The sequence below is a fragment of the Agrobacterium sp. lyk4-40-TYG-31 genome (assembly GCF_030209855.1).
Taxonomy (GTDB): domain Bacteria; phylum Pseudomonadota; class Alphaproteobacteria; order Rhizobiales; family Rhizobiaceae; genus Agrobacterium; species Agrobacterium vaccinii.
The window spans coordinates 418,842-444,047 of record NZ_JARVRE010000004.1 but is presented as its reverse complement, the minus strand read 5'-3'; the positions used below and the strand labels follow the sequence as shown (position 1 = coordinate 444,047).

The 25,206-nt window shown below is 56.0% G+C and carries 17 protein-coding genes; 7 read left to right on the top strand and 10 right to left on the bottom strand.

The annotated features are described in order from the left end of the window. The first annotated feature begins 413 nt into the window (after positions 1–413). A complete protein-coding gene (locus QRN55_RS07380; protein WP_284776051.1) occupies positions 414–4,043 on the top strand; it encodes a response regulator in 3,630 nt (1,209 codons plus the stop codon). Between the two features lie 57 nt (positions 4,044–4,100). Here the strand turns inward: QRN55_RS07380 and QRN55_RS07375 are convergent, their stop codons facing one another. From QRN55_RS07375 to QRN55_RS07360, 4 genes are all read right to left on the bottom strand, one after another. After that, positions 4,101–4,490, bottom strand: a complete 390-nt coding sequence (locus QRN55_RS07375; protein ID WP_111837747.1) for a DoxX family protein — start codon at positions 4,488–4,490, stop codon at positions 4,101–4,103. Positions 4,491–4,684: 194 nt separating this feature from the next. Then, complete coding sequence (locus QRN55_RS07370) at positions 4,685–5,881, bottom strand: MFS transporter (protein WP_284776049.1); 1,197 nt, start codon at positions 5,879–5,881, stop codon at positions 4,685–4,687. 32 nt (positions 5,882–5,913) lie between these two features. After that, complete coding sequence (locus tag QRN55_RS07365; RefSeq protein WP_284776048.1) at positions 5,914–6,711, bottom strand: class II glutamine amidotransferase; 798 nt, start codon at positions 6,709–6,711, stop codon at positions 5,914–5,916. A gap of 65 nt (positions 6,712–6,776) precedes the next feature. Next, a complete protein-coding gene (locus QRN55_RS07360; protein WP_111837745.1) occupies positions 6,777–7,397 on the bottom strand; it encodes a L,D-transpeptidase in 621 nt (206 codons plus the stop codon). A gap of 375 nt (positions 7,398–7,772) precedes the next feature. Between QRN55_RS07360 and QRN55_RS07355 the strand changes: the two genes are divergently transcribed. The 4 genes from QRN55_RS07355 (at position 7,773) to QRN55_RS07340 (ending at position 16,052) form a co-directional block, all read left to right on the top strand. Further along, positions 7,773–9,182 (top strand): circularly permuted type 2 ATP-grasp protein, encoded by a 1,410-nt coding sequence (locus tag QRN55_RS07355; protein WP_162694359.1) that lies wholly within the window; start codon positions 7,773–7,775, stop codon positions 9,180–9,182. Between the two features lie 3 nt (positions 9,183–9,185). Further along, a complete protein-coding gene (locus tag QRN55_RS07350) occupies positions 9,186–10,127 on the top strand; it encodes an alpha-E domain-containing protein (RefSeq protein WP_284776044.1) in 942 nt (313 codons plus the stop codon). Positions 10,128–10,148: 21 nt separating this feature from the next. Continuing rightward, a complete protein-coding gene (locus QRN55_RS07345) occupies positions 10,149–10,970 on the top strand; it encodes a transglutaminase family protein (protein WP_284776042.1) in 822 nt (273 codons plus the stop codon). Positions 10,971–11,804: 834 nt separating this feature from the next. Continuing rightward, complete coding sequence (locus tag QRN55_RS07340) at positions 11,805–16,052, top strand: beta strand repeat-containing protein (protein ID WP_284776040.1); 4,248 nt, start codon at positions 11,805–11,807, stop codon at positions 16,050–16,052. 750 nt (positions 16,053–16,802) lie between these two features. On the opposite strand, the gene araD1 is transcribed toward QRN55_RS07340, so the two are convergent. From araD1 to chvE, 4 genes are all read right to left on the bottom strand, one after another. After that, the gene (gene araD1 / locus QRN55_RS07335) at positions 16,803–17,798 is read right to left on the bottom strand and encodes an AraD1 family protein (RefSeq protein ID WP_162698105.1); all 996 of its coding nucleotides are present in this window, start codon (positions 17,796–17,798) and stop codon (positions 16,803–16,805) included. A gap of 95 nt (positions 17,799–17,893) precedes the next feature. Beyond that, positions 17,894–19,090, bottom strand: coding sequence for a multiple monosaccharide ABC transporter permease (mmsB, locus tag QRN55_RS07330; RefSeq protein ID WP_111837739.1), 1,197 nt, complete (start codon positions 19,088–19,090; stop codon positions 17,894–17,896). Then, on the bottom strand, positions 19,090–20,625 hold the full coding sequence (gene gguA / locus QRN55_RS07325) for a sugar ABC transporter ATP-binding protein GguA (protein ID WP_111837738.1): 1,536 nt from the start codon (positions 20,623–20,625) through the stop codon (positions 19,090–19,092). The genes mmsB and gguA overlap by 1 nt, the downstream gene beginning before the upstream one ends. Positions 20,626–20,714: 89 nt before the next feature. Beyond that, positions 20,715–21,779, bottom strand: coding sequence for a sugar ABC transporter substrate-binding protein ChvE (gene chvE, locus QRN55_RS07320; RefSeq protein ID WP_111837737.1), 1,065 nt, complete (start codon positions 21,777–21,779; stop codon positions 20,715–20,717). A 268-nt stretch (positions 21,780–22,047) separates the two neighbouring features. Here chvE and QRN55_RS07315 point away from each other — a divergent pair, with 268 nt between their 5' ends. Further along, complete coding sequence (locus QRN55_RS07315) at positions 22,048–23,040, top strand: LysR family transcriptional regulator (RefSeq protein ID WP_284776037.1); 993 nt, start codon at positions 22,048–22,050, stop codon at positions 23,038–23,040. Positions 23,041–23,099: 59 nt separating this feature from the next. Beyond that, complete coding sequence (locus tag QRN55_RS07310) at positions 23,100–23,555, top strand: hypothetical protein (protein ID WP_284776035.1); 456 nt, start codon at positions 23,100–23,102, stop codon at positions 23,553–23,555. On the opposite strand, the gene QRN55_RS07305 is transcribed toward QRN55_RS07310, so the two are convergent. Then, a complete protein-coding gene (locus QRN55_RS07305; RefSeq protein ID WP_111837734.1) occupies positions 23,556–23,786 on the bottom strand; it encodes a hypothetical protein in 231 nt (76 codons plus the stop codon). 29 nt (positions 23,787–23,815) lie between these two features. Further along, positions 23,816–25,036: an ROK family transcriptional regulator gene (locus QRN55_RS07300; RefSeq protein ID WP_284776032.1), complete on the bottom strand. Its 1,221-nt coding sequence runs from the start codon at positions 25,034–25,036 to the stop codon at positions 23,816–23,818. Positions 25,037–25,206: the final 170 nt, after the last annotated feature.

Here is a 25,206-nt window from a genome sequence, read left to right as displayed (position 1 = left end):
TGGGTTGGAATGACTTTCTGCGCTTCAGTGCGGCGCGTACGCCGTCTCCTGTATCAATGCGCTTTTCCCTCATGCGTCTATCGTTTTTGTCTGACGCTGCAGCTCACGCGGCTGCCTAAGGGTGAAAGCTTGATGGGGGATGTGGTCTTTTTGGCAGGGAAAGTCAAGTGAATGTTTCTCGGAACTCTCGTTAAGCATGCCAGACTGACGAAACGGGCGATGTGCTGTGCCGTGTCGAAACACTAACGATTGATGAAAAACTATAGTTAAAAAGCTCTTGATATCTGAGCCAGCTCATAGCCAAGTTCATCATTCTACAATAGTTTCCATTCTACAAGAAAACGTAGATAGACGCGCTGATTCTATTGCGTTTCGCAGCAACGACGGAGACTATTTTGGTTGAGGGAGGTGGATTGCTTGAAAAAGCGCGTGAAGGCGTTCTGTCGCTGGATCTGCCCGCCTGCATCAAAGATAGCCAGCTTCGATATGTCTGCGTGAACGAAGCCTATGCCCGCTTTGCGGGGCGCACGCCGCCTGACTTTACGAATAAAACCACCCGCCAATTGCTTGAGGCCGCCGACGACCACGAACGCGAGGACAAGGAACGGCGCTGTCTGGTGTTTGCAACGGAAGAGATTGCCGCGTGCAAGAGCCACTTTCGCGATGAAACACACGGTTTGAAATGCGAGCGTTTCGAGACCGAAGACGGCGCCCTGTTTCTATACGAGGTATTCGAAACGCTGCCATCTGCCATGGTTGACCGATCTGCCGATGAACCTGCGACCCTGATCGACACCAGCATTCTCGACCTTCTGGATGTAGCGGTCGGGGTTTACGCCGCCGATAACCGGCTGCTCTATTCGAACGAGCGGTTCGAAAACCTCTACGCGGATTTGAACCTGAACTGGCAACAGGGCCTGCGTCTTGAAGACATCGCTTTAGCATTCTACGACCGCTGTTTAATGGCGGGAGAACCTAATGGCGAAGGCGTAGCTAAGCGGAAAATCTGGTTTGAGGAAAGGCTTGCAGAGATCAGCAAACCTTACTCCGAATTCATCGACGAAATTCCTGACGGTCGCTCCATCCGCTTTATCAACAAGCGGCTGGAGAACGGCATGCTCGTGGCTCTGCGCATCGATATCACCGATGCCAGAACGCAGGAAATGCTGATGGAAAAGCACACGCGCGAGAACTGGCTGTTCCGGGAAGCGCTGGAGCGCTTGCCGGTTTCCGTCTTCATGCTGGATAGCAAGCGCCGCCTCACCTATGCCAATGCTTCCTATGAAGCGTTCTGGGGCGAGCCCAGAGAAAAGTTCTACGGGCTGACGGAAGAGGAACTCTTCGTCCATGAAGGCGAACGGTTCAGAGGCGAAAACGCCCATGTTCTGGAAACCGGCGAGGCGCTGGAGAGAGCCGAAGACATCACGCTGAACGACGGCACGGTCGTTCCGACCCTCGTCAGGGTGGGCCGCATCATCAGCCCTGCCAATGAGCCCTACTTGGTCGGCTCGGTCACCGACACGACGCTTTTGATGCAGCAGAGCCAGGACCTGCTTGCCGCCCGTAACGACGCCGAAAGACTGCACGCCGAAGTCGAGTCCATTCTCCAGTCGCTGCCCGTTGGCGTCATGCTGTTGGGGCCGGACCTCACCATCGAATACGCCAACAAATCCTTCTACGATCTGTGGGAAGTCACCGAGCAGATCGACCTTGTCGGCCAGCCCTACCGTCGCTATTTCGAAATGGGCTATGAAAGCGGCAAGTATGATTTCGGCGATACCAGCTTCGAGGATGCCTATCGTGACCGCGTCAAACGGCTGAGCCTCGTCGAGGGCTACACATCGAGAGAGGTCGAGAGCAAGGCTGGTAAGTTCACCATCCTATCCAAACGACGCATCGCCGGGGACAAGATTCTCATCACCTTCGCCGATAGCACCGCCGTACGCGCACGCGACCGGGAAATCAGCACCACGCGTCAGGAATTGCAGCGCGTTGGCGAATATATGCAGGATGCGACGCGCGTCATGGCGCAGGGCTTGGCGCTGATCCAGAACGATAAGTTCATCATGTCGAACGAGACGATATCGCGTATGTTCGACGTCGCGCCCGAGTTGGTAGCGCCCGGCAAAAGCTGGATGCCCCTTTTCAATTTGTGCTCGGAGCGTGGCGATCTCGGTGACGAGACAGAAACAGCATCAGCCCGCACGCAATTGATGGACAAACTCGCTTCCGGCCAGCCGTTTTCCCGATCCGTACATGTGAACAAGACACGCTGGCTGAACGTGGAATCGACCATGGGCGCCGGTGAATATTGGCTGATCATCGTCACCGACATCACCGATATGAAGCAGCGCGAGGCGGAACTTGAGGGCCTACTCGCCCGCGCTGAAGCTGCCGACAGGGCGAAATCCGAGTTTCTGGCCAATATGAGCCATGAGATACGCACACCGATGAATGGCGTACTGGGCATGGCAGAACTGCTGGCCAAATCCCAACTCGACACGCGGCAGCGGACATTTACCGATGTCATCGTCAAATCCGGCAATGCGCTTTTGACGATCATTAACGATATCCTCGACTTCTCCAAGATCGACGCCGGTCAGATGACGCTGCGCAACACGCCTTTCGACGCTGCCGAGGCAGTGGAAGACGTAGCATCCCTGCTGTCCTCGCAGGCGCTGGAAAAAAACATCGAACTCATCGTCCGGGTCGATCCGTCGTTGAAGCAGATCGTCAGCGGCGATGCCGGTCGCTTCAGGCAGATCGCGACGAACCTCATTGGCAACGCCATCAAGTTTACCGAAACAGGCCATGTCCTGATCGAGCTTTCCGGCGAGAGGGCAGACGACAGCGAACTCATGCTGATCCTGTGCGTCAGGGATACCGGCATCGGCATTGCGCAGCACGAACTGGACCGCATATTCGAAAAGTTCAGCCAGGCTGATGCATCGTCCACGCGCAGACATGAAGGCACAGGTCTCGGACTTGCGATAACAGTTGGTCTGGCCGGGCTTTTCGGCGGCAAGGTGGATGTGGAAAGCATCGTCGGTCAGGGCTCCACCTTCACCGTCACCCTGCCCTTGCGGGTGGTTGAAGAACGGAGCGAACAGGCGATCTCGCCGACCGACATGAGGAATGTCAGCGTTCTGGTCATCGACGACAATGCGATCAACAGGCAAATCCTGATCGAGCAATTGACGCGCTGGGGTATCGACAGCCACGCAGCGGAAAGCGGCAACGCCGGTCTCGCCATTCTGGAAGAGGCAGCCCGGATCGGCTTTAGCATCGACGCCGTCGTTCTGGATTACCACATGCCCGAGATGGACGGCATGCAGGTGGCCGCAAAGATCAGGGCTGACGCCCGCCTCGATGGCACAGCAATCATTTTCCTGACGTCGATGGACGCCGTCAACACCGGCAATAACGAATGCGACATCCAGTTCGACGCCCATCTGATGAAACCGGTGCGGGCGCGGCTTTTGCGAAAGACGCTGACGGATGTGGTCCGAACATCGCGATCAAAGCGCGCGGTTCCACACCGGCCAGATGCGACGGCTGCACAAACGCTTCCCGCACCCGCGGTCAGATCGACGCCCCATACGCCGCAGCCAAAAACAAAGACAAGGCCCACATCGTTGGACGTGCTGATTGCCGAGGACAACGACGTCAACCAGATCGTTTTCACGCAAATCCTGCAACAGACCGATCTTCGTTTTCGGATCGTCGCCAACGGCAAGAAAGCCGTCGAGGCTTGGAGTGAGGAAAATCCCTCCATCATTCTGATGGATGTGTCCATGCCTGTGATGAACGGACATCAGGCCGCGCAGGCCATTCGTGCGGAAGAAGACCGGCTGGAAACGGGTGCGCGCGTGCCGATTATCGGCGTCACCGCCCATGCGCAGGACAGCGACCGCGATCTCTGCCTTGCCGCCGGTATGGACGACTATCTGTCCAAGCCCATCAGCCCCGAACTGCTGCAGGCCAAGATCGACAAATGGTTGATGAGGGCGCCGGACAAGGCCCGTGACCTGAAATCCAATTAAAAACGCCGCCTGAGAAGCTCTCAAGCGGCGTCGGCAACTTTGTCTGCGCGGCGATAATTACCGGCGATTTCCATCCACGGAAAAAGCACCCGGGCCTGCAAAGACCAGATACAGGAAGATGAAGCAGAACAGGATGGCACCGTCGCCACCGTTCAGCACCGGGTAAAAGCTCTTCGGTGCATGGGCCATGAAGTAGGCGAAGGCCATCAGGCCCGAGGCCAGAAAGGCAGCCGGACGCGTGAAAAGGCCGACGAGGATCAGCACACCGCATACGGTTTCGATAATGGCAGCCGTCAGCAACATGGGAGGAAGCGAGCCTTCCATCTGCGAAGCAGGAAAGCCGAAAAGCTTCTGCGTGCCGTGTTCAATGAACAGAAGCGCAGCGATGATCCGCAGTGCAGCCAGAGCGTAGGGCTGATACCGCGACAGTTTGTCAAAAAATGCCATGTGTTTGTCCTTATGACGCAGGTTCGATCTTTTGATCGTTAAAACCTAACTTAGAAATACAACTAATCGAGATACACGGTTTGCATCCAAAAACAACATGCTCTGCGATCACTTAGAAGTGCGTGGAAAAGGCGGGTCGCCCGTCCCTCCCCACGCCCGGGGAAAATCGTCGAAAACGCAACGAAAACGGCGCCTTATCTCATGCGAACATGACGGGTCAGCGACAACATTAAGGCGCAGATCAGGATGCAATAGACACCCATCACCATGATTTGCGCGGTGAATGCCACGCCCCAGTCGATCAGCACACCGCCCAGACCAGGCCCCAGCGCCGAGGCAAAGACCATGATCGCGACGATCACAGCGCGGATCGCGCCCAGAAATTTGATGCCGTAAACTTCAGGCCAAAGGCTACCGAAGAGTGTGAGCGAGAAGCCGTCTGAAATTCCGTAGAGGATCATGAACGCGAAAACGACCCACGGCGCATCGATGACGCTGAGAAAGATGCAGCCGAGACCAAAGGGAATGAGATAGAAGGGCAGCAGGCGGAGGGCTGAAAACCTGTCGACGAGATAGCCGGAGAGCAGCGAATTGGTGACGGCAACCACGGCGTAAATCAGAAACGCCGATGCAAATGTCTCGACCGGCCACCCCTTGGATTGCGACAGATGCACCTGATGGAAGAAAATCGTGTTGCTGATAAAGGCGGGCGGCAGCATTCCCAGCATCAGGCCGTAGAAATATGGATCGCGCAGCACCTCACTGCGCGTCCAGTGTCTGGTAACCACAGCTTTCTGAGAGACTGCCACCGGAGTTGGTAAGCGCTCGTGCTTGATAAGCGAAAGAAGCGGGATCAGCAGAACAAGCATGAAGACTGCCACGACGGCCCAGAGATTTCGCCACCCGAACGCAGCGATGCCCGCAACTGCCAGGAGCGGCAACATCGCCTGCCCCGCATTCAGGCCCAGCGCCGATATCGACACGGCACGGCCACGTTCCGCTGCAAACCAGCGCCCGATGGTCGTATAGGCGGTATGCACCATCATGCCCTGTCCAAACAGGCGCAGAAAAAACAGACCGAGAATGAGCACCGCAAGAGACGTGGCTTGCGACAACAGTATGGCGCCAAGCGCGAGTGCAATGGCTGTCATCGACACCACGAGGCGCAACGCCTTGGCATCCAGAAGCTTTCCCAGCCAGACGAGACTGAACGCGGATGCAAGTGTGACGCCCATATAGATCAGCCCGAATTCCCCATCTGTGAGACCAAGCTCACGCCGGATTTCGCCGCCGGAAAGCGAAATGAAGAATGTCTGGCCGAAGGAGGACGCAAACAGCATCGCAAAGCCAGCACCCAGCCAGCGGATGTTATCGCGCAGAAAGAAAAGCAATTGGAGACCCTGACATTATAGGACCAGCCTGATCAGGCTATCATGCGCACCTGAGGCTGTTCCACCGGATTGAACGGCTGGAATGTTATGTCGGTCCCGACGATGGTTGCAACCGTGTTGGCGCAAATTGTTTCCCATTTTTCCGCGCCCGTTCCAAACGGTTCGGAGGCAACGGCAATGCCTGCCCCCATGTTGCGCCAATACAGGGTCGGTGGCCGCTCATCGCTGGACCAGCGGAAAGCATGGATTTTCTCCCCATCCGCGTGGATGGCACTGAAGCGAATTGGCAGGTGGAGACCGGAGTGATCAACGACATCAAGGCACAATTGAATGGTTTTGCGAAACGCCTCGATCGGATCGAGGTCGAGACCGAAGCCCGCCGCAATCAGGAACATCGCCTCACTATCGCCATTGCCCGCGCGCGAACAATAGACCTTATCCGGGATATGCGCTTCGATGGTGCGCTTGACCTTTTCATAATCGCCGATCTGGCCGTTATGCATGAAGAGGTGGCGGCCAAAGCCGAAAGGGTGGCAATTCGCCATGGAAACGCCGCCGGTCGTGGCGGAGCGGACATGGGCGAGAAACATGCTGGAGCGCAACTGGTGGCACAGCGAGGTCAGGTTTCGATCGGACCACGCGGGCAAAATACCGCGATAAATGCCGGGCTCGTCCCGATCGCCATACCAGCCGATGCCACAGCCATCGCCGTTCACCACCGTTTTCGCCTCCCGCGCCGCCATCGACTGGCTGATCAGCGAGCTTTCCGGCTCGATCAGAAGGCTGTCGAGCCAGACGGGAGAACCGGTATAGGCGAGAAAACGACACATGCTGGGCACCGTGGCGGGTTGCGATCCGGCTCTCAAAGCGCCGGATCAAGGCGTTTCTAAGATCGTTAGGCTTGCAGAACCACCACACGAGCGCCAACAGGTACGCGCTCAAAGAGATCGACGATGTCGTGATTCAGCATGCGAATGCAGCCACTGGACATGGCGTGACCAATGGATTGCGGCTGGTTTGTGCCGTGCAGACGGAACATCGTATCGTTGCCGCCCCGATACAGATACAAGGCGCGGGCACCAAGCGGATTGTTCGGGCCGCCCGGCATGCCGCCTGCATATTTCAGGTTCCGCTCAGGCTCACGGCGGATCATGTTTGGCGTTGGCGTCCAGCTCGGCCATTCGGCCTTGCGACCCACATAGGCATCGCCCCTCAGCGCAAGACCCTGGCGTCCGACGCCGACGCCGTAACGCATGGCCTGACCATTGCCCATCACATAATAAAGACGGCGAGCAGGCGTATCGACAACAACGGTGCCCGCTGGGTACGTGGTCGCATACGCGACCTGCTGACGGCGAAGCTCGGGATTGATCTTGTCCAGCGGCATGGCCTTCAGCGGAAATTTTTCATCCGGAATGGCTGCGTAGTTGTTTCTCTGCTGTGCAAAATTGGTGCTGGCGCAACCAGCAAGAAGAAGCGGCAATCCAAACAGGACACCACGGCGCGAAATAGACATGTAACCCCCGGTCGATGAATCTCTCTGTTACCAAGGAGTATAATTTTATGGTTAACAAACCTCTAATCGGCGGCATGTGACGATTAACGAAAGATCGCTTCGAGACACGAATTGCAGCCCGACTGGCGGCGTGTAAGTGGTGAAAACTTGTGCAGTCTTTAGGTTGCAATGGTCCAAACACACATCGCAGGACAGTTTGTGGGACGCAACCTTTCGTTCCCCTGCCGCATTTTAACGCAACAAGAACCAAAACTGCTTATTTTATGTGTGTTTAGCGTCCGGGGACCGATCTAAAAAATCTGACTTGAGACGACGCATGGTTCTTGCATTGCGCGCGTCCTTGTAATCAAATGGACAAAAATGGGGAACCTAAAGTTGGCATTTGACGAAATGATAAATGCGGACTCATCGCCGCGAAGCCCATACGAAAAGTATAATGATTGGTACAGCCGGCAGGACAGATCGCACCTGATCCAGAAATCCCGGGATGCCGAAAACATATTTCGAAAGACCGGCATCACATTCGCCGTTTATGGGCATGCCGACAGCGCTGAAAAGCTCATCCCCTTCGACATCATTCCCCGCATCATCTCCGGTCGTGAATGGCGCAAGCTGGCGCAGGGTATTGAGCAGCGCGTGCTGGCGCTCAACGCCTTTTTGGACGACATCTATCACAAGCAGGAAATCATTCGCGCCGGACGCATCCCCCGCGAGTTAATCGAGCGCAATGAGGCATTTCTGCCCGAAATGATAGGCTTCAAACCACCGGGCGGCGTTTACACGCACATTGTCGGCACGGATATCGTGCGCACCGGAGAAGACCAGTTCTACGTTCTGGAAGACAATGCCCGCACGCCTTCCGGTGTCAGCTACATGCTGGAAAACCGCGAAACCATGATGCAGATGTTCCCGGAACTTTTCCATGAGAACAAGGTCCAACGGGTCGAAGATTACCCCTATCAGCTGCGTCAATCGCTGGCATCGCTGGCACCTCCAGGCTGCAAGGGCAAGCCGCGCGTCGCAGTGCTGACCCCTGGTATTTTCAATTCGGCCTATTACGAGCACTCCTATCTGGCCGACATGATGGGCGTGGAACTCGTCGAAGGCTCGGATCTGCGCGTCATGGATGGCAAGGTCAAGATGCGGACAACGCGAGGCTATGAGGCCATCGACGTGCTCTACCGTCGTGTTGACGACGATTTCCTTGACCCCCTCACCTTCCGCCCGGATTCGGCGCTCGGTGTTCCCGGCATCATGGATGTGTACCGCGCAGGCAACATCACCATCGCCAATGCACCGGGCACCGGTATTTCGGACGATAAGGCTATTTATTCCTATATGCCTGAGATCGTCGAGTTCTATACGGGCCGCAAGCCGCTTCTGGAAAACGTGCCGACATGGCGCTGCTCCGAGCCGGACAGCCTGAAATACGTTCTCGACAATCTAGCCGATCTGGTGGTGAAGGAAGTTCACGGTTCGGGCGGCTACGGCATGCTCGTCGGCCCGACAGCGTCCAAGAAGGAACGCGCTTTGTTTGCCGACAAACTGCGTGCCCGCCCCTCGAACTACATCGCACAGCCCACACTTTCGCTTTCCACAGTGCCTATCATGGTGAAAAACGGCATCGCGCCACGCCACGTTGATCTTCGTCCATATGTTCTCGTCTCGGACAAGGTGAAGATTATTCCCGGCGGGCTGACACGCGTTGCCCTCAAGCAGGGATCACTGGTCGTGAATTCCAGCCAGGGCGGCGGCACCAAAGATACGTGGGTACTGGAGGACTAAGCCATGCTGGGAAGAACGGCGAACGGACTCTACTGGATGTTCCGCTATATCGAGCGCGCGGAAAACATTGCCAGGCTGGTTGATGCAGGCATGCGCGTGTCGCTGACCCGCAGCGGCAGTGCCGACGAAGACTGGGACGGCGTGCTGCAAAGTGCTGGCGCACGCGAGGAATTTCTCCAGACCCATGAAAAGGTGACCTCGGTCGATGCCATCGATTACATGCTGCGCGACAAGGCCAACCCCTCCAGCGTCATGTCTTGCATCGAATTCGGTCGTAACAATGCACGCATGGTGCGCACCGCATTGACGCGCGAAACATGGGAAGCGACAAACGAATTCTGGATTGAACTCAAGAATCTTCTTGGCCGCAAAGTAAAAGCCGCAGAATTACCTCAAGTCATAGATGTTATTAAACATCGGGCAGGACTTGTGCGCGGCGCCTTCCACGGCTCGATGCTGCGCAACGATCTCTACAACTTCTCGCGCATCGGCACCTTCATCGAACGTGCCGACAACACAGCGCGTATTCTCGATGTGAAATACTATGTCCTGCTGCCAGCTGCGGCCCAAGTCGGATCATCGCTGGACAATGCCCAATGGGAGTCGATCCTGCGCTCCGTTTCGGCCCATCGCTCCTATGGCTGGGTGTATGACGCAGAGTATAAACCTGCCAATATTGCTGACTTTCTGATTTTAAACGGACGGATGCCAAGATCGCTGGCCTATTGTTACGAAAAGATCGTCAGCAACCTTGGCCATCTCGCCGAAGACTACAGCGAGAAACATAAAGCCCACGATACCGCAGCAGCTATTCAGGCAACGTTGCAGAAAACGACCATAAACAGAGTAATGGATCAGGGATTGCACGAGTTTCTCGAGCTGTTCGTCAACAAGAACGCCCAATTGGGGCAGGAAATTACGGATGGCTACCGCTTTTATCAGTAAGCGGACGTGAGGGGATACGACATGCGCCTGAAAATCAATCACACGACCGAATATCTCTATGACGAGCCGGTCCCCTACTCCTTGCAACGCCTGCGGTTAACGCCTGCGAGCGGGCCGACCCAGACCGTGAAGGATTGGGAAGTCACCGTCGATGGCGCAACGCTGGAAGTGCGCTACGACGACCACTTCGGCAATCGCGTCGAATTGGTGGAAACCGAAGGGCCGCGCAGCACGGTCAAAGTTATTGCCCGTGGCGAGGTCGAGACCATCGACAAGGCTGGCGTCTTCGGTGCCCATATCGGCAACGCGCCGCTGTGGTTGTTCATGCGCGAGACGCCGCTGACCAAGCCCGGCAAGCTCATCCGTGAACTCGTTCGCCAGTCTACCGGCGACACGCCGTTGGAGAGACTGCACGAGTTGATGGCACTGGTTCATCTCGAGGTCGAATACGAAACCGGTTCGACAGGCACGGAAACGACAGCGGAGCAGGCTTTGGAAGCGGGCAAAGGCGTCTGTCAGGACCACACCCACATCTTCATTTCCGCCGCCCGGCATATGGGCATGCCCGCCCGCTACGTGTCCGGCTATCTGATGATGGAAGACGTCGCAGAACAGATCGCCACCCACGCCTGGGCCGAAGCCCACGTTCCCGGTCTCGGCTGGGTCGGCTTCGATGCCGCCAACAAGCTCTGCCCTGACGAGCGTTACGTCCGCATCGCCAGCGGGCTCTCCTATCGCGACTGCGCGCCGGTTTCCGGCATGCGCGTTGGCCTTTCCGATGAAAGCCTGACGGTATCAGTCACTGTCCAGCACGCCCAGAGCCAAAGTCAGTCACAAAGCTGACCATTCCCACCTGCTGACTGTCACGCCCGGCTCGCGATCCCGTGATCGCGAGCCGGTTTTTTATATCTCCACCGTTCTTCGAACGATTCAGAGTTTCACGCACCTTTACTGTCTACATAACCAGATTATGCTTTTATTTTGGATTTTTACTGGTCCAGAATTTAAGAATGGCCTCGTTGGAATCCTGCTTTTCTTGAAAACCACAACTCGAAATACTTTTTATCTCTTGGAGTCCTGCGAAAACCAGCCAAACCCAAAAAAAGTCACCATCTAGGCGTTAGAAACTGTTTTTTATTTTGCGTGCAAATACAACACGCAAATACTATTAGAATGACCTGTACATGATTCGGAAATCCATCATTATGGCTCAGCTTATTTCGCGCTTTAAGAATATGAGGGTAGTTTAGACTCTGCGTTAACTTTGGTAACACATGGGTCTGCCCGTCGTGTTAACCAATAATTCACACTTGGCGTACAATAGTGACGCTGTTCATGTGAGGTGTCCGTGATCGCACGATCTTGAGTGCGACGCGCGCACCGAAAGCTTCTGTCAAATGGGCTCTAGTGAACGATGGCGTAGGGACCAGACTCTCGAAGAGAGTTCTGCACGCATGATGCCCCCCGATGCGCCGGCTCTACACGAGCCATGTTCTGCTTAACATGCTGTTGTCCACAAGGACGCTCACTCGATCGACGCTATCGTCGAGCGCTTGAGACACCTTATCAATTCGCGCCTTGCGCATCCGGGGGACCGGATCAGCCCTCGTGGTTGCGCGGCAGAGAATTGATACGGCGAATGGCGCTTTGGTCAGTTATCAACGGGGGCACGTGTCCATGACTTCGATTATTTCTTCCCTTTCTGTCAAACAGATTGCCAATCTTTCAACCACCACTATGGCCAGCCTGAAAACCTCTGACGTTGCTGCCCTGAGCGCAACTCAGACTGCTGCGCTATCTTCCAAGCAGATTGCAGCACTAGACGCTGGCACGATTTCCTCATTCAAGACAGACGCGATCGCTGCCATCTCGGCAAAGGCCATCGTCGGTTTGACCGTTGATCAGCTTCAGGCGGTCGCCACGAGCCAAGTGTCGGTTCTGTCCGCAAACCAGATCGTTGCAATGTATTCCAGCCAGTTGGCAGCCCTCACGACCGGTGGCATCGAAGCATTGACCTCGACACAGGTTGGTTCTCTGACCGCCGCTCAGCTTGGAACACTCGACGCTGGCGAACTCAACTCCTTCACGACGAATGAAATTGCTGCTCTTAATGTCAAGTCCCTTGCTGGCCTGACAACGGATGCGATCTCTGGTCTTACCACCAACAAGGTGGCAGTCCTCAGCACGCCTCAGGTTGCAGCACTGACAGACAAGCAACTGGCATCGATCTCTTCCGCACAGCTTGCTGCTTTCGGAACGGGTCAGATCGCTGCACTGACAGCAAAGCAGATCGTTTCCATCTCGACCGACGCCATCGTCGGACTGACAAGCAATCAGACAGCAGTGCTCAGCGCAACTCAGCTGGCAGCTATCACAACCGCACAGTTGGAAGCCTTTACCACAGCCAACATCGCAGCATTGACCTCGACACAGGTCGGCTCCCTGACAGCCGGTCAGCTTGGAACACTCGACGGTAGCGAACTCAACTCCTTCACGACCGATGAAATTGCGGCCCTCAGCGTTAAGTCCCTTGCCGGTGTAACAACGGACACGATGGCTGCTCTTGCAACCAACAAGATCGCTGCTCTCACCAACCCTCAGATCGCAACACTGACAGATAAGCAACTGGCGTCGATCTCTTCCGCGCAGCTTGCTGCTTTCGGAACGAGCCAGATCGCTGCACTGACAGCAAAGCAGATTGTTTCCGTGTCGACCGACGCTATCGTTGGACTGACAAGCAATCAGACAGCAGCGCTCAGCGCAGCTCAGCTGGCAGCTATCACAACCGCACAGTTGGAAGCCTTCACCACAGCCAACATCGCAGCATTGACCTCGACACAGGTCGGTTCTCTGACAGCGGCTCAAATCGGAACACTCGACGGTGGCGAACTCAACTCCTTCACGACCGATGAAATTGCTGCCCTCAGCGTCAAGTCTCTTGCCGGTGTAACAACAGACACGATGGCCGCTCTTGCAACCGACAAGATCGCTGCTCTCACCAACCCTCAGATCGCGACGCTGACGGACAAGCAACTGGCATCGATCTCTTCCGCACAGCTTGCTGCTTTCGGAACGGGTCAGATCGCTGCACTGACTGCAAAGCAGATCGTTTCCGTGTCGACCGACGCCATCGTCGGACTGACAAGCAATCAGACAGCAGCGCTCAGCGCAGCTCAGCTGGCAGCGATCACAACCGCGCAGTTGGAAGCCTTCACCACCGCCAACATCGCAGCGCTGACCTCGACACAGGTCGGCTCCCTGACAGCCGGTCAGCTTGGAACACTCGATGCTGGAGAACTCAACTCCTTCACGACCGATGAAATTGCTGCCCTTAACGTCAAGTCCCTTGTAGGCCTGACGACGGACACGATGGCTGCTCTTGCAACCAACAAGATCGCCGCCCTCACCGCCCCTCAGGTCGCAACACTGACAACCAAACAAATCTCATCCATCACCTCGGGTCAGCTTGCTGCGCTTACAACAACACAGATCACTGCACTGACAGACAAGCAGGTTGCAGCTCTTAATTCAGAGATGCTGTCAGGCCTGAAAAGCGAGCAGGTGCAAGCCCTGAGCAACAAGCAACTCGTTGCGCTCACAACTGCACAGTTGGCAGCCTTCACGACTGGTAGCATCGAAGCATTGACCTCGACACAGGTCGGTTCTCTGACTGCCGCTCAAATCGGAACACTCGACGCTGGAGAACTCAACTCCTTCACGACGGATGAAATTGCTGCTCTCAACGTTAAGTCCCTCGCTGGCCTGACAACGGATGCGATCTCTGGTCTTACCACCAACAAGATTGCCGCACTCAGCGCTCCTCAGGTTGCAACACTCACAGACAAGCAATTGGCATCGATCTCTTCCGCACAGCTTGCTGCTTTCGGAACGGGTCAGATCGCTGCACTGACTGCAAAACAGATCGTTTCCGTGTCGACCGACGCCATCGTCGGACTGACAAGCAATCAGACAGCAGCGCTCAGCGCAGCTCAGCTGGCAGCTATCACAACCGCACAGTTGGAAGCCTTCACCACAGCCAACATCGCGGCACTGACCTCGACACAGGTCGGCTCCCTGACAGCCGGTCAGCTCGGAACACTCGACGCTGGCGAACTCAACTCCTTCACGACCGATGAAATTGCGGCTCTTAACGTCAAGTCCCTTGTTGGCCTGACAACGGACACGATGGCTGCTCTTGCAACCAACAAGATCGTTGCTCTCACCGCCCCTCAGGTCGCAACACTGACAACCAACCAAGTTGCATCCATCACCTCGGGTCAGCTTGCTGCACTTACAACAGCGCAGATCACTGCACTGACAGACAAGCAGGTTGCAGCTCTTAATTCAGAGATGTTGTCAGGCCTGAAAAGCGACCAAGTGCAAGCCCTGAGCAACAAGCAACTCGTTGCGCTCACAACTGCACAGTTGGCAGCCTTCACGACTGGTAGCATCGAAGCATTGACCTCGACACAGGTCGGTTCTCTGACTGCCGCTCAAATCGGAACACTGGACGCTGGCGAGCTCAACTCCTTCACGACCGATGAAATTGCTGCTCTTAACGTCAAGTCGCTCGCTGGCCTGACAACGGAAACACTGGCTGCTCTTGCAACCAACAAGATCGCCGCCCTCAGCGCTCCTCAGATCGCAACACTGACGGACAAGCAACTGGCATCGATCTCTTCCGCACAGCTTGCCGCTTTCGGAACAGGTCAGCTCGCTGCACTGACAGCAAAGCAGATCGTTTCCGTGTCAACCGACGCCATCGTCGGACTGACAAGCAATCAGACAGCGGCGCTCAGCGCAACTCAGCTGGCGGCTATCACAACCGCACAGTTGGAAGCCTTCACCACAGCCAACATCGCAGCATTGACCTCGACACAGGTCGGCTCCCTGACAGCCGCTCAAATCGGAACACTGGACGCTGGAGAACTTAACTCCTTCACGACGGATGAAATTGCGGCCCTCAACGTCAAGTCGCTTGCTGGCCTGACAACGGAAACGCTGGCTGCTCTTGCAACCAACAAGATCGTTGCTCTCACCAACCCTCAGATTGCAACACTGACGGACAAGCAACTGGCATCGATCTCTTCCGCTCAGCTTGCTGCTTTCGGAACGAGCCAGGTTGCTGCACTGACAGCAAAGCAGATTGTTTCCGTGTCAACCGACGCTATCGTCGGACTGACAAGCAATCAGACAGCGGCGCTCAGCGCAACTCAGCTGGCGGCTATCACAACCGCACAGTTGGAAGCCTTCACTACAGCCAACATTGCGGCACTGACCTCGACACAGGTCGGTTCTCTGACAGCCGCTCAAATCGGAACACTCGACGGTGGCGAACTCAACTCCTTCACGACCGATGAAATCGCTGCTCTTAACGTTAAATCGCTTGCTGGCCTGACAACGGACACGATGGCTGCTCTTGCAACCAACAAGATCGTTGCTCTTACCAGCCCTCAGATCGCAACACTAACGGACAAGCAACTGGCATCGATCTCTTCCGCACAGCTTGCTGCTTTCGGAACGGGCCAGGTTGCTGCACTGACGGCAAAGCAGATTGTTTCACTGTCGACCGATGCTATCGTCGGACTGACAACCACTCAGGCTGCTTCCATCAGTGCAACTCAGCTGGCGGCTCTGACAACCGCACAGCTGCAGGCCTTCACCACCGCCAACATCGCGGCGTTGACATCCACGCAGGTAGCAGTTCTGACATCTGCACAGGTCGCAACACTCGACGCTGGAGAACTCAACTCCTTCACGACCGATGAAATTGCGGCCCTCAACGTCAAGTCGCTTGCTGGCCTGACGACTGAAGCAATCATGGGCATGGAGGACACTAGGATCGACGCAATGTCGGACACTCAAAAGCAGTCGCTCAACGATGCACAGGTAGCAGCAATCATTGCCGCCTATGGCAACATCTAAGACTGACTGATACCAAGCTCAAACACGAACGGCGCGACCTAGGTCGCGCCGTTTTCTTTTGGCCCCACCTATTACAAGGCACAAACGCGGCAGATCGGGTCTCGTCGAGTGACTGAAATCAAGCAGACCTGAAGCACAACAAAGACGATTGGCGAAGAACATACCGAACCACGCCCCGCAACCATTTGCAGCTATCGAGGATGCGCTTTGAACGTTACACTTCCGCCAAGCCATAACCTGCTGCTGGCCTGAACGGCCAAGTCCCCTACAACCATCATCGTTCCATTCCCGAAGACGACCTAGAGCGTTTATTGTTAATTGAGCAGGTTTTCGTCAGAGCAAGCTTGGCTAGCGAACGGCATTATCCCAGGTACTGTCACGCCGAGAGCTTCGAGCCTAGCGAAAAATGCCCGCAGAATGCTTCCATTTAACAAGGAAGCGCTCTAGGCCACCGCAAAGACACCTTGTCAACCGTGGGTGCAATATCCCCCTTCCCGAACGTATAGCTCTAGACCGCAACGGTTTTCGACGGCACGCAGATCACTCAGAAAAATGGATTGGACATACTGCCCACTTATCGAGCCTGCCCGTCGGATGTCCTCATTCGACGTGGCGGCCCTCGCTCTCGCTTTATTCTCGCGAACACGCTCAGTTCTCAGAAACAAAAAAGCCCCGAGCCGGGAGGCTCGAGACTTTGCGGTGAGGTTTGGAGCGCTTCTCTAAAAAGGGGAAACGCTCTGAATAAATGGCTCAGAGTTGGCCGATGGAGATGGTTTCTTCCATTTCGACCTTTAGCACATTGCGCAATGGCAGGCCAAAACCCTCGGCTTCGATTTCGAAGACGTCGCCTGCTTCGGGCTTTACGCCATCTGCGAAGGATAGCGTTGCCGTGCCGAACATGTGGACGTGGACTTCGCCTGGTGCGCGGAACAGGCCGTATTTGAAGTGGTGGTATTCCAGATTGGCGAAGGTGTGGGACATGTTGTCCTCACCAGATAAAAACGGCTTTTCGAAAATGACCTTGCCGTCGCGTAGGATGCGGGACGTACCGCGGATATCCGACGGCGGAGCGCCGATACGGATTTCTGGGCCGAAGCTTGCCGGGCGCAGCTTGGAGTGGGCGAGATAGAGATAGTTCATCCGCTCCGTGACGTGATCCGAAAACTCGTTGGAAACGGCAAAGCCGATGCGGAAGGCCTGGCCTTCATCGGAGATAACGTAAATACCAGCCATTTCGGGCTCTTCACCACCATCAAGCGCAAACGACGGCGACATCAGAGCCGCACCTGGTGCGGTCGCGACATGGCCATTACCCTTATAGAACCATTCAGGCTGAACGCCCTTCTGGCCCGCAGCAGGCTTTCCATTTTCGAGGCCCATCTTGAACATCTTCATCGAGTCGGTCAGCGTTTCCTCTGCCGCTTCGCCAGCCTTCTTATGCATGCTGTCACGCGTGGCAGCCGAACCCAGATGGGTAAGGCCGGTACCTGTCAGGTGCAGATGGGCAGGATCTGGATGCGTGATCGGCGGCAGGAACTTGCCTTCAGCATAGGCTTCCTCGAGGTCGATAGCATCGCCATAACCGCGCGCTTCGATGACCTCAACCAGCGTCTTGCCGGCATTGGCAGCTTCGAGCGCCAGCGCGTAGACCGACTCGGCATTGTTGACAGCACGCGCCTGTCCGCCCTCTTCACGAGCGGCGACGATAATGCTTCCGTTCGCATTCTTGATCTGAGAAATCAGCACGGTAATTCCTTTCAAAGACGTTTGACGCCTGCATCTCATGAAAGTGGCCGGAAACCGGCCACTTGTTATCATTTCAACCGATGGAACGCGAGCAATCAGCCCTTGTTCTTGTTGTAGACGTCGAAGAAGACGGCAGCGAGAAGCACGAGGCCCTTGACCATCTGCTGGAAGTCGATGCCAAGACCGACGATCGACATGCCGTTGTTCATGACGCCCATGATGAACGCACCGATAACAGCACCGGTGATCTTGCCAACGCCGCCGGATGCCGAAGCACCGCCGATGAAGCAGGCCGCGATCACGTCAAGCTCAAAGCCCACGCCAGCTTTCGGCGTCGCGGAGTTCAGACGCGTCGCGATGATCATACCGGCGAGACCGGCCAGAACACCCATGTTGACGAAGGTCAGGAAGCTCAGTCGCTCGGTGTTGATGCCGGAAAGCTTCGTCGCCTTCTCGTTACCGCCCATGGCGTAGATACGGCGACCGATGGTCGTGCGGCGCGTGACGAAGCTATAAAGCGCGATCAGGACCAGCATGACGATGAGGACGTTTGGCAGCCCACGATAGGTGGAAAGCTGGTAGCCGAGGAACAGGATCGCGCCAGCGATCAGCAGGTTCTGTACGATGAAGAAGCCGAAAGGCTCGACATCGATACCGTGGCGAACATTCACCTGACGGCGGCGCAAAGCCAGCACGAACAGGGCAAGCGTGATCGCGAGCGTCAGCACCATGGAAGTGACGTTGATGCCTTCGATACCACCGATATCCGGCAGGAAGCCGGTGCTGACGACCTGGAAATCGACCGGGAACGGACCGATGTTCTTACCGCCCAGCACGAAGAGCGTCAGGCCGCGGAAGACGAGCATGCCCGCCAGCGTCACGATGAAGGACGGAATGCGGTGATAGGCAATCCAGTAGCCCTGTGCCGCACCGATCAGACCACCGACGCCAAGGCAGATGAGCGCTGCTAAAAGCGGATTCATGCCCCACTGCACGGTCAGGATGGCCGCGACCGCGCCGACGAAGGCGACGATCGAGCCAACTGAAAGGTCGATATGCCCTGCGACGATGACCAGCAGCATGCCGAGCGACATGATGACGATGAACGAGTTCTGGAGGATCAGGTTCGTCAGGTTAACAGGGCGAAACAGAATACCGCCGGTGTAAAACTGGAAGAAAACCATGATGGCGACGAGCGCGATCAGCATGCCGTATTCGCGAATGTTGGCGCGAATATACGAGCCGACTGAAACGACGTTGCTTTCTTCGGTGGATGTGTTGGCCGAACTCATCAGTTCTTCTCCCCTGAGCGCATGATAGCGCGCATGATGCTTTCCTGGCTCGCCTCTCCCTTCGGCAATTCGGCGACAATCCGTCCTTCGTTCATAACGTAGATGCGGTCGCAATTGCCAAGCAGTTCGGGCATTTCCGATGAGATCATCAGAACGCCTTTTCCGTCGGCGGCGAGCTGGTTGATAATGGTGTAGATTTCATATTTCGCACCGACGTCGATACCGCGCGTCGGTTCGTCCAGAATGAGAACGTCAGGGTTGGAGAACAACCATTTCGACAGCACAACCTTCTGCTGGTTGCCGCCGGAAAGATTGACCGTTTCCTGAAAGATGCCGGACGAGCGGATGCGAAGACGTTTACGGAAGTCGTTCGCGACCGACATTTCCTTGTGGTCGTCGATGACGCTTGCAGACGACACACCAGCCAGATTGGCAAGCGTGGTGTTGTGCAAAATATTGTCGTTGAGCACGAGGCCCAGATGCTTGCGGTCTTCGGTTACGTAGGCAAGACCGGCATCGATCGCTTTGCGAACAGTGCTGACATCCACAGGCTTGCCATGGATCAGAACGTCGCCGGTGATCTTGTGACCATAGGACTTGCCGAACACGCTCATCGCAAATTCGGTGCGGCCAGCGCCCATTAGGCCAGCGATACCCACGACCTCGCCCTTGCGGACATTGACGTTGATGTCATGCAGAACCTGACGATCGCGGTGCTGCTGGTGATAGGCGTTCCAGTTCTTTACTTCGAGAATGGTCTCGCCGATCGGCACGTCGCGTGGCGGATAGCGGTCTTCGAGATCGCGGCCCACCATATTGCGGATGATCACGTCTTCGCTGATCTCTTCGTTATGACAGTCGAGCGTCTTGACCGTCATACCATCACGCAGAACCGTAATCTGGTCTGCGACCTTGCGCACTTCGTTCAGCTTGTGCGTGATGATGATGGAAGTCAGCCCCTGCTTGCGGAACTCGATCAGCAGGTTGAGGAGCGCTTCCGAATCGCTTTCGTTCAGCGATGCCGTTGGCTCGTCGAGGATCAAGAGCTTCACGCTCTTGGAAAGAGCCTTGGCGATTTCCACCAGCTGCTGCTTGCCCACACCGATATCGGTGATCAACGTTTCAGGTGATTCCTTGAGGCCAACCTTTTTCAAAAGCTCGCGCGTGCGGTTGAACGTTTGCTGCCAGCTGATGACGCCGTTGGTGGCGATCTCGTTGCCGAGAAAAATGTTTTCCGCAATCGACAGAAGCGGGACAAGGGCCAGTTCCTGGTGAATGATGATGATGCCGATTTCTTCACTGTCGTTGATCGCGCGGAAATTTCGCAGCTGACCTTCGTAGTGAATTTCACCGTCATAGGTTCCAGCGGGGTAAACGCCTGAAAGGACCTTCATGAGGGTCGACTTTCCGGCACCGTTTTCGCCGACAAGTGCGTGTATCTCACCCTGGCGAACCTTGAGGTTCACGTTCTCCAGCGCTTTCACGCCCGGAAACGTCTTGGTGATATTCCGCATTTCGAGGATGGTATTGTCCATATCGCAATCCAGCGCCGTACAATCCGGCGTTCTTTTTTGAAGAAGCGGGGACAGGCAACAAAGCCTATCCCCGCCACGATCATAGAAGCTTACTTGAGCTGGTCTTCTTTGTAGTAACCGCCGTCAACGAGAACCTGCTTGTAGTTCTCCTTGGTAACAGCAACTGGCTTCAAGAGGTAGGAAGGAACAACCTTGACGCCATTTTCATAGGTCTTGGTGTCGTTCACTTCAGGCTCTTTGCCCTGCATGACGGCGTTGACCATGCCAACAGTAACCTTCGCGAGTTCGCGTGTGTCCTTGAAGATGGTGGAGTACTGTTCGCCAGCGATGATCGACTTGACGGAAGGCACTTCAGCATCCTGACCGGATACGACTGGCAGCGGCTGGTCCTTGGAGCCATAACCTACGCCCTTGAGCGAGGAGATGATGCCGATGGAGATACCGTCGTAAGGCGACAGAACAGCGTCAACCTTTGCGTCTGTGTAGAAGGCAGAGAGAAGGTTATCCATACGGGCCTGGGCCGTTGCTGGATCCCAACGCAGCGTACCGACCTTGTCCATGCCCATCTGGCCGGACTTCACGACGAGCTTGCCGCTGTCGATGTAAGGCTTAAGAACGGACATTGCGCCATCGTAGAAGAAGAAGGCGTTGTTGTCGTCTGGCGAACCGCCGAACAGTTCGATGTTGAATGGACCCTTGCCATCCTTCAGGCCGAGCTTGTCGGCAATGGATGTTGCCTGCAACACGCCAACCTGGAAGTTGTCGAAGGTTGCGTAGTAAGAAACGTCGCCGCTGTTGCGGATCAGGCGGTCATAAGCGATGACCTTAATGCCCTGCTGGCCAGCCTGCTTGAGAACGTCAGACAGTGTCGTGCCGTCGATCGAAGCGATAACCAGAACCTTTACGCCCTTGGTAACCATGTTTTCAATCTGGGACAGCTGATTCGGAATATCGTCGTCAGCGTACTGCAGATCGGTTGTGTAACCGGCTTCCTGAAGCTGCTTGACGATGTTGTTGCCGTCATCGATCCAGCGTGCGGAAGACTTCGTTGGCATCGCGATGCCGACTGCGCCCTTGTCCTGCGCCCAAACAGGGCCAGCAAATGATGCAGCGCCGATGGCACAGGCCGCAAACAACGAAATAATGGATTTCATAAACTCTCTCCCTTGGAACCCTCTTTCAGGCGTTGTTCTGTACAAATCACCTGTAAATTCATGACCGAGCGTCAGGAGTTTAGCTTACTCGAATTGAATGCAAAGACACAATCCGAACTTTTGCCACTCCTCCCCGGCACAGGCGCAACCTGTTCTGAATCCATATAACTGTCAAATAGAATATATTGCTTTTCCTATATCATTTTTGTTATATTAAATCGATATAATTGCCTATCCCGCTTTCCCGGGGTGCAATGGGGAAAGCGCCATGGAACGAAATGGAACGGATTCGTTCGAGTTTTTATCGCTGACAGAAGACAACCCCCTGTTGCGCGCAGGTCTGAAAATGACCCATTTGCGCATGCTGGTGACCATTGAAGAACACGGCCAGGTAAGCGCTGCGGCAGCGGCACTGAATATGACACAGCCTGCCGCATCCCGAATGTTGTCCGAAATGGAGGCCATCGTGAAGACGCCGCTGTGCCAACGGGCATCACGCGGCGTGGTCCTGACGCAATTTGGCGAGGCGCTGGCAAAACGTGCGAAAAAGATTCTTCTCGAACTTCGCGAGGCCAGTCGCGAGCTGGCGCAGATGAAATCCGGTGGTGGCGGCTCGGTCTTCATCGGCTCGGTCACCGCACCCGCCATCAGCCTCGTGGTGCCCGCCCTGCGAAAGGCGATGGACACCTATCCCGGAATCGAGGTCAATGTTCAGGTGGAAACGAGCAATGTGCTGGCGCGTGAATTGCTGGCTGCCCGCCACGACTTCGTCATCGGGCGCATTCCCGATGATATCGACCCTGCTTTGTTCAACGCGCACGAAATCGGCATCGAACGCGCCTGCCTTCTGGTGCGCAAGGATCATCCGCTGTTGGCGAACGCGCCTGCGAAGCTGGAAGACCTCTCGCAATATGACTGGGTGTTCCAGCCACCGGGTGCCCTGCTGCGGCGGACGATGGAAGATGTATTTCTGGCGCAGGGCGTGGCGCTGCCGCGCAACATCATCAACACCCCCTCCATTGTGCTGACGCTTGCCATCGTGACGCAGACGAATGCGATTGCGCCGCTGGCCTACGAGATGGCGGAATTCGTTTCCGGCCAGCACTCGCCCATGGGCGACATTCGCATTCTGCCGACAGAATTCGAACTCAGCGTCAAGCCTTACAGCCTCATCATGACCAAGGATCGTGCCCTGCCGCCCAGCGCACAGTTGTTGTACGATCTCGTTCTGGAAGAGAGTCGGAATCTGACGTGGAATTGAAGGCGCAAGCCAGAGACCACCTTGTTATGATCTCGTGACGCACCAATCGGGAAGATCGAATGCTGTTCGGACAGTCTGTTTTTCAGTCAGTGGTGGAACGCCTGGAACGCGAGGCGGAGGACGAGCCTGCCGTCGAGGATGCCAAGCCGAGCCTTGGCATGAACAGTTTCAGCGCCAGTCTCGTCTTCGACACGGCAACGCAAGACCCATCCTCTGCCAATCTGCCGCTATCGTCTTACCTGGGTTTTCTGGAGGAGCCATCGGTCCCGGTCGAACCCGTGCCAGAACCGCAGGTCATGCCGCCGCACCTTGCTCGCACGTCGCTGGCCGATGTCTCTGATGAACTCGGAATTAGCGACAAGGACACGATCGAGACGCTAAACGAGAAGCGCCGCAGCTTTGCGCGGATGAACCATCCAGATACGATCAGCCCGGAATTCCGTGAGAATGCGACGCTGCGAATGACAGCCGCCAATCTGCTGATCGATCAAGCCATTCGCTTCATCGGCAAATAGTCAGGCCTCGTCCGGCTCCACCGGCTTGGGTTCCTCGATCTTCTCGGGTGCGGGCTTGAACGTGAACAGCAGCACATAGGCCGAATAGGCAGCAACACCGCCTACCACCGTTGCCCAGAATATCTCATGATTGATGAATTCGATGACGGCCCACACGGTTGAGAAACCAACGATCAGCAGCCGCACCCAGAGGGGCTTGTAGATGGGGTGGCTCGTGTCGATGTTCAGCATATCGTCTCCATGCACCTTGTCGGCTGCGTTCAGCCTGTCTGCTGCGCGGCCATACCGGAGGTCAGGATATCTCCATCCAGACGGGACAATGCAAGCCCCATGTGACCATCGAAGACCAAAGTCTGCTCATCTGGCTCGATTGTGATCTCCGGCAGGCCAGAAATGCGCACGACATTGGTCTGCACCATGCCCTCCAGAATGCTGGCCTTGAGAAGATCGAAAAACCGGGTTCCCGGCCCCGTTACAAACAACGGCATATGGCCATGCAGGCTAAAGAGCCGCGACAAGCCGTTGCCGAGCGCCAGTCCCGCCTGCCGAAAGGCAAACGCCGCCATGCGGTTACCGGAGCGTGCCGAGGCGGCGATTTTCTCGACCTCTGCAAGCGGCACGAATTTCGCCGGTATCGTGTTGGTCGAAACCTCGAAGGCAGTCCGCAATATTCCATAGAACCCGCTATAGGCCTCCACGCACCCCCTCGCCCCGCAACGGCAGAGCGCACCGTCCGGGATATGCAGCATATGCCCGAAATTGAGTGCGATGACATCGGCGCGCCCGTCCCCCACATCACGCGCTACGCCTAGCCCAATGCTGTGTCCTAGCGAGAGTGCCGTCAGCGACTTCGCAGCACCATCGGCGCCACGCATGCGCATCCACAGCGCTTCGGCAGCCAACAGCGTTTCATTGTAGAGATAGACCCGCGCCCGAAAATGCCCGGCCAAAAGCGTGCGAAAGTTGACCTGTCCCTCCCCCAGCACCGGCGACCACAACAGCGTGGCACTTTCGGTATCCACCAATCCCTTACTGCTGATGGAGATATGCAGAATGGCGCTCTGCGTGATTTTTGATCGGGCTGCCAGACGCAGAAGACCGGCGAGAACCGCCTGCGCAAAACTCTCGCTCGTGCCAGAGGCCCGCGCCTCGCCAAAGCGGTCCATCAGCTTGCCGGTAAAATCCACGAGGGAATACTGAACTGCATCCGAGGAGATCACCACGACGGCGACATAGCCGAAGCCTCTATTGGGTTGAAACAGAACACGCGGACGCCCCCTGCCGGATGCCGCCTGCTGTTCCGTTCGTTCGATGAGGCTGAAGCGTTCCAGTTCTGCGGTAATGGCGGAAACCGTGGCCGATGCCAGCCCTGTCAGGCCTGCCATATCCGTATGGGACAGATTGCCGTGCCGACGCAGTGCGCCCAGCACGCGAAGACTGTTTTGCTGTCGGACCAGCTCTGTGCTTGCTATGGCCGACATCGCTTTTCAGTTTCCTCGTTTGTTTTCCACGCCATAAACCCTGTGCGTTCCAGCCGCAACCAACCGCATGAAAACAGACGTTTTCGGGCCTGTTGACAGCATCTGGATTCTCTGACATCTAATTTCTCGACTGTCGAGAAAAAATGCTGACCGCATAGCTCGACAGGTTT

Excerpts from the sequence above, each read along its gene's own strand:
- gguA (WP_111837738.1), bottom strand. The coding sequence starts at position 20,625 with ATGGACAATACCATCCTCGAAATGCGGAATATCACCAAGACGTTTCCG.
- QRN55_RS07365 (WP_284776048.1), bottom strand. The coding sequence starts at position 6,711 with ATGTGTCGTTTTCTCGCCTATACCGGTTCTCCCGTCTGGCTCGACAGC.
- QRN55_RS07315 (WP_284776037.1), top strand. The coding sequence starts at position 22,048 with ATGGAACGAAATGGAACGGATTCGTTCGAGTTTTTATCGCTGACAGAA.
- QRN55_RS07350 (WP_284776044.1), top strand. The coding sequence starts at position 9,186 with ATGCTGGGAAGAACGGCGAACGGACTCTACTGGATGTTCCGCTATATC.
- QRN55_RS07360 (WP_111837745.1), bottom strand. The coding sequence starts at position 7,397 with ATGTCTATTTCGCGCCGTGGTGTCCTGTTTGGATTGCCGCTTCTTCTT.
- QRN55_RS07340 (WP_284776040.1), top strand. The coding sequence starts at position 11,805 with ATGACTTCGATTATTTCTTCCCTTTCTGTCAAACAGATTGCCAATCTT.
- chvE (WP_111837737.1), bottom strand. The coding sequence starts at position 21,779 with ATGAAATCCATTATTTCGTTGTTTGCGGCCTGTGCCATCGGCGCTGCA.
- QRN55_RS07345 (WP_284776042.1), top strand. The coding sequence starts at position 10,149 with ATGCGCCTGAAAATCAATCACACGACCGAATATCTCTATGACGAGCCG.
- QRN55_RS07310 (WP_284776035.1), top strand. The coding sequence starts at position 23,100 with ATGCTGTTCGGACAGTCTGTTTTTCAGTCAGTGGTGGAACGCCTGGAA.
- mmsB (WP_111837739.1), bottom strand. The coding sequence starts at position 19,090 with ATGAGTTCGGCCAACACATCCACCGAAGAAAGCAACGTCGTTTCAGTC.
- QRN55_RS07375 (WP_111837747.1), bottom strand. The coding sequence starts at position 4,490 with ATGGCATTTTTTGACAAACTGTCGCGGTATCAGCCCTACGCTCTGGCT.
- QRN55_RS07305 (WP_111837734.1), bottom strand. The coding sequence starts at position 23,786 with ATGCTGAACATCGACACGAGCCACCCCATCTACAAGCCCCTCTGGGTG.
- QRN55_RS07300 (WP_284776032.1), bottom strand. The coding sequence starts at position 25,036 with ATGTCGGCCATAGCAAGCACAGAGCTGGTCCGACAGCAAAACAGTCTT.